3 protein-coding genes are annotated in these 4,735 nt (G+C 64.4%); 1 reads left to right on the forward strand and 2 read right to left on the reverse strand.

Annotated elements, in window-relative coordinates; genetic code table 11:
• Positions 1-358 precede the first annotated feature (358 nt).
• Positions 359-1,147 carry a thioredoxin family protein gene (locus EOD07_RS23220; RefSeq protein WP_127237119.1) on the reverse strand — a complete coding sequence of 263 codons (789 nt, stop codon included), beginning with the start codon at positions 1,145-1,147 and terminating at the stop codon, positions 359-361.
• 185 nt (positions 1,148-1,332) lie between these two features.
• On the opposite strand from EOD07_RS23220, the gene EOD07_RS23225 reads away from it, so the two are divergent.
• Positions 1,333-2,007: a ceramidase domain-containing protein gene (locus EOD07_RS23225; RefSeq protein WP_127237120.1), complete on the forward strand. Its 675-nt coding sequence runs from the start codon at positions 1,333-1,335 to the stop codon at positions 2,005-2,007.
• Positions 2,008-2,101: 94 nt separating this feature from the next.
• Here EOD07_RS23225 and acnA read toward each other — a convergent pair.
• Positions 2,102-4,735, reverse strand: a 2,634-nt coding sequence (gene acnA, locus EOD07_RS23230) for an aconitate hydratase AcnA (protein ID WP_127237121.1), incomplete at its 5' end; no start/stop codon positions are given.

A 4,735-nucleotide genomic window follows, 5' to 3' on the forward strand; every position in this document is an offset into this window, starting at 1 on the left:
CCTCCAGGCGGCTGACATCGACAAAGTCCCTGTCAGCCACCGCATCAAGAAATGTGCCTGGAACGATGATTATCTCATCCAGGCCATAACCCATATGCGATAGCCCTGGATCGACGGGGGAGAGGAAAGTCGCCACGCTTTTTGCCGTCGACATTCGTCCAGCAACGCTCCCTTCCTTTCCCTCCGGAGGGGGGAAAGGTGGCGCTGCGAAGCAGCGACGGATTGGGGGAACCACGTGGCAATCAAGCGCGGCCCGATCAAGGCATGCCGGCTATCCGAACTCCCAAAAATTGCCCTGCCTTGTGGCGAGAAGCGGCCCGCTTTAGCGGACGAGAAGCCAATTGCTAGAAGGCGGGAGCTAAAGCCGGTCCGGCTTGCGGATGAAGGCGGCGCCGAGGATCGGGCCGGGCATGCCGTCCTTGCCGACCGACTGCAGCAGCACCGCGCAGCCGCCCTTCTTGGCGATCTCGGTCATCGGCAATTCGTAACGCTGCGCCTTGCCGTGCCACATGCCGGCGGTCTGGATGTCGGAGACGGCGTTCCAATAGGTCAGGCTGCGGCCGCTGTTCTCGCCCTGGCCGATCTTCACCATCTGCGGCGGATCGAAATAGACGATCACCAGATGGGCATCGGTCGGGCCGCCGCCGGCGGCGTCGCCCGCGTCGATCATGACGCGGTCGCTGGTGCGGCTCACCTTGATGGCGACCCGCATGCCCTCGCCGGTCCTGTCCATGCGGGCCAGCGCACCGTCGACGTCCTTGCGGCTGGCGCCATTGACGTGGCTGCGGCCGTTGATGACGGCTTGCGGCGTGTAGACCGAGCGGCTGCCGAAGGCGCGCATATAGTCATACTGGCGGTCGGTGTTCTCCTTGGTGCTCAGCGTGTCCTGCCAGCCGAGATAGTCCCAGTAATTGACGTGGTAGGCGAGCGCGACGATGTCGTCCTTGCCGGCGAGCTCGGCGAAAAACTCGTCGGCCGGCGGACAGGAACTGCAGCCCTGGCTGGTGAACAGTTCGACCACGCCCAAGGGCCTGTCGATTTGCTTGCCGGTCGCGGCTTTCTCAGGCTCGGCTGCCAGGGCCACGCCGCCCAACGCCGTCAGGGCCAGCGCCGCCGCCGCAAGCCGCAATCGTCCTCGAAATGCCATGACTTTTCCAATTCCCGCCGGTGACGCCGGCCTTTGTTCTGATTGCTAAAATATGTGGCAGAAGCGCCAGTCAACGGGAAGTCACGTTGCGGTGAAATTTTTGCTGTTGCAGCCGCAGGTCAGGGCGCAATAGGAGAGCGTTTGCATTTCAAGGCGCGGTTCGATTCGGGAGCAGCATCCTCACCATGTGGCAAACTCTCCTGACCCCTGTCGATCTCTATTGCGAACGGACGGGGCCTGGACTTTGGGCAGAGCCGGCTAATGCTTTGACCAATGTGGCTTTCATTGCCGCGGGACTGTGGGGTGTCTGGCAGGTGCGGCGCTACAAGACCGGCGCCTTCGCCGAGGTGCTGGCCTGGTGGGTGGTGGCGATCGGCATCGGCTCGACCCTGTTCCACACCTTCGCCAGCAAAGGCACGATCTGGGCCGACATCCTGCCGATCGCCGGCTTCACGCTGGCCTACACGCTGTTCAATCTGCGGCGATTCCTCGGCATGGACTGGGGCAAGGCGATCCTCGTCTTCGTCGCCTTCTATGCGGTGGCCGGCCTGATCATCTATGCGGTGCCCGACTGGCTGCGCCAGGCCTCGAACGGCACCACAGGCTATTTGCCGCCCTTCCTGGCGCTCGCCTTCTTCGGGGCGTGGGTGGCGGCCACCGGCAACCGGGCCGGATGGTACAATCTGACGGGATCGGCGATCTTCGTCGTCTCGGTCATCTGCCGCATGATCGATCCGCTGGTCTGCGCCAGCTTCCCGCTCGGCACGCACTTCCTCTGGCACGTCTTCAACGGGCTGATGCTAGGGGTGCTGCTGGCGGCGGTGGCGAGGTTCGGGAAGATGAGGGCAGTAGGGGAGTAAGGCAGTAGGGGAGTAGGGGGAAGAGGATCGGGCAGCGCGGGCGACTTCTGCCCTACTGCCCTACTGCCTTACTCCCCTACTCCCTTGGCTGCTGCTAAGCAGCCAAATCCCGCAGCACGTACTGCAAGATGCCACCGTTCTTGAAGTAGTCGAGCTCATCCAGCGTATCGATGCGGCAGATGATCGGCACGTTCTTCACCGTGCCGTCGCCGAAGGTCACCTTGGCGACCATCTTCTGGCGCGGCTTGATGGTGTCCAGGCCGTCGATCTCGACCAGCTCGTCACCCTTGAGATTGAGGGAAGCCCATGAGGTGCCCTCCTCGAAGACGAAGGGGATGACGCCCATGCCGACCAGGTTGGAGCGGTGGATGCGCTCGAAGGATTGGGCGATGACCGCGCGGACCCCGAGCAGATTCGTCCCCTTGGCCGCCCAGTCGCGCGAGGAGCCGTTGCCGTATTCGACGCCGGCGAAGATCACCAGCGGCACGCCTTCCTTCTTGTACTCCATCGCGGCGTCGTAGATCGACATCTCCTCCTTCGAGGGGTAGTGGATCGTGTAGCCACCCTCGCGGCCGTTCTCGCCCAGCATGTGGTTGCGGATGCGGATGTTGGCGAAGGTGCCGCGCATCATCACCTCATGGTTGCCGCGCCGCGTGCCGTACTGGTTGAAGTCGGCGACGCCGACGCCATGCTCGGTCAGGTACTTGCCCGCCGGCGAAGCGGCCTTGATCGAGCCAGCCGGCGAGATGTGGTCGGTGGTGATCTTGTCGCCGAAGAGACCGAGCACGCGCGCGCCCTTGATGTCGCCGACCTTGCCGAAGGCGCGGCCCATGCCGGCGAAATAGGGCGGGTTCTGCACATAGGTCGAGTGGTCGTCCCAGGCATAGGTCTGGCCAGCCGGCGCCTTGACTTTCTGCCAATAGGCGTCGCCCTTGAAGACGTCGGCATATTTGCGGGCGAAGAGCTCGCGGGTGACGTTCTTCTCGATGAACTCCTGGATCTCGGCCGAGGTCGGCCAGATGTCCTTGAGATAGACCGGCTTGCCGTCGCTGCCTTCGCCGAGCGGCTCGGTGGTGAGGTCCTTGGTCACCGTGCCGGCCAGCGCATGCGCCACCACCAGCGGCGGCGAGGCGAGGTAGTTGGCCTGCACGTCCGGAGAGACGCGGCCTTCGAAGTTGCGGTTGCCGGAAAGCACGGCCGCGGCGATGAGGCCCTTATCGTTGATCGTCTTGGAGATCGGCGCCGGCAGCGGGCCGGAATTGCCGATGCAGGTGGTGCAGCCGAAGCCGACCAGGTTGAAGCCGATCTGGTCGAGCTCCTTCTGCAGGCCGGACTTTTCCAGATATTCGGCCACCACCTGGCTGCCGGGAGCGAGCGAGGTCTTGACCCACGGCTTCTGCTTCAGGCCGCGCCGGTTGGCGTTGCGGGCCAAGAGGCCGGCGCCGATCAGCACGCTCGGGTTGGAGGTGTTGGTGCAGGACGTGATGGCGGCGATGACGACGTCGCCATGGCCAAGGTCGTAGGAAGCGCCCTCGACGGCGTAGCGCTTCGAGATCTCGGCAGCTTTCTTGTACTCGGTCTCCATCGCCTTGGCGAAGCCGGCAGGAATGTCCTGCAGGGCGACGCGGCCTTCGGGGCGCTTCGGGCCGGCCATCGACGGCACGACGTCGCCGAGGTCGAGCTCGAGCAGGTCGGTGAAGACCGGGTCGGCCGAGCCCGTGTCGCGCCACATGCCTTGCGCCTTGGAATAGGCCTCGACCAGGGCGATGCGGCTTTCCTCGCGGCCGGACATGGTCAGATAGCGGAGGGTTTCAGAGTCGACCGGGAAGAAGCCGCAGGTCGCGCCATATTCCGGCGCCATGTTGCCGATGGTGGCGCGGTCGGCCAGCGTCATGTTGGAGAGGCCGGGGCCGAAGAACTCGACGAACTTGCCGACGACGCCCTTCTTGCGCAACATCTGGGTGACGGTGAGCACGAGATCGGTCGCGGTGACGCCTTCCTTCAGCTTGCCGGTGAGGCGGAAGCCGATGACCTCGGGCAGGAGCATGGAGACGGGCTGGCCGAGCATCGCAGCCTCGGCCTCGATGCCGCCGACGCCCCAGCCGAGCACGCCGAGGCCGTTGATCATGGTGGTGTGCGAATCGGTGCCGACGCAGGTATCCGGATAGGCGACCGTCTCGCCATCTTCCGAATTGGTCCACACGACCTGGCCGAGATATTCGAGATTGACCTGGTGGCAGATGCCGGTGCCGGGCGGCACGACGCGGAAGTTGCGGAAGGCCTGCTGGCCCCATTTCAGGAACTTGTAGCGTTCCTCGTTGCGCTCATATTCGAGCTCGACATTGCGGGCGAAGGCCATCGGCGTGCCGAACTCGTCGACGATGACGGAGTGGTCGATGACGAGATCGACCGGCACGAGCGGGTTGATCTTTTCCGGGTCGCCGCCGAGCGCCTTGATGCCGTCGCGCATGGCGGCGAGGTCGACCACCGCTGGCACGCCGGTGAAATCCTGCATCAGCACGCGGGCCGGGCGATAGGCGATCTCGACGCCGGCGGTGCCCTTGTCGGTCAGCCAGGCGGCGACCGCCTGGATCGATTCCCTGGTAACGGAGCGGCCATCTTCGTTGCGCAGCAGGTTCTCCAGCAGAACCTTCATCGAATAGGGCAACTGCGCGATGCCGGTGAGGCCGTTCTTCTCGGCCTCAACGAGGTCGAAATAGACATAGTC

Source organism: Mesorhizobium sp. M2C.T.Ca.TU.002.02.1.1 (genome assembly GCF_003997225.1).